The sequence below is a fragment of the Streptosporangium vulgare genome (assembly GCF_042428775.1).
In the GTDB taxonomy this organism is placed as follows: Bacteria; Actinomycetota; Actinomycetes; order Streptosporangiales; family Streptosporangiaceae; genus Streptosporangium; species Streptosporangium vulgare.
Genome location: NZ_JBHMBS010000181.1, coordinates 1 through 544, shown reverse-complemented (window position 1 = coordinate 544; position 544 = coordinate 1). Strand labels below are relative to the sequence as shown.

At 52.0% G+C, this 544-nt stretch carries 1 protein-coding gene; it reads right to left on the bottom strand.

The window, feature by feature from the left end; genetic code table 11:
- The coding region (locus tag ACFFRH_RS45020) for a glycogen/starch/alpha-glucan phosphorylase (RefSeq protein WP_512701161.1) at nt 1–544 on the bottom strand (544 nt) is incomplete at both ends.

Sequence of the window (544 nt, the reverse complement as noted above, 5' to 3'; positions counted from 1 at the left end):
CAACCAGATCGCGATAGCGCCCCGGATCTTCCGGACTGAATACACCGCTGCCGATTTGCGTCAGCACCTGATGCAGCTCCTCATCTTTCTCGTAGTATTCACGCGGTTTGTAGCCCTGACGACGCAGTTCTTCCACTTCTTCCGCTGTGTTACCAAAAATAAAGATATTGTCAGCACCGACATGATCCAGCATCTCGACATTCGCACCGTCCAACGTACCGATAGTCAGCGCACCGTTAAGCGCAAACTTCATGTTACTGGTGCCGGAAGCTTCCGTCCCTGCCAGCGAAATCTGTTCAGACAGATCTGCCGCCGGAATGATCAACTGCGCCAGGCTAACGCTGTAGTTCGGGATGAACACGACTTTCAGCTTATCGCCAATCTGCGGATCGTTGTTGATCACTTTCGCTACGTCATTGATCAAATGAATAATGTGCTTCGCCATGTAATAGCCCGAAGCCGCCTTACCGCCAAAAATATTCACGCGCGGTACCCACTTCGCATCCGGGTCGGCCTTGATGCGGTTATAGCGGGTAATCACATG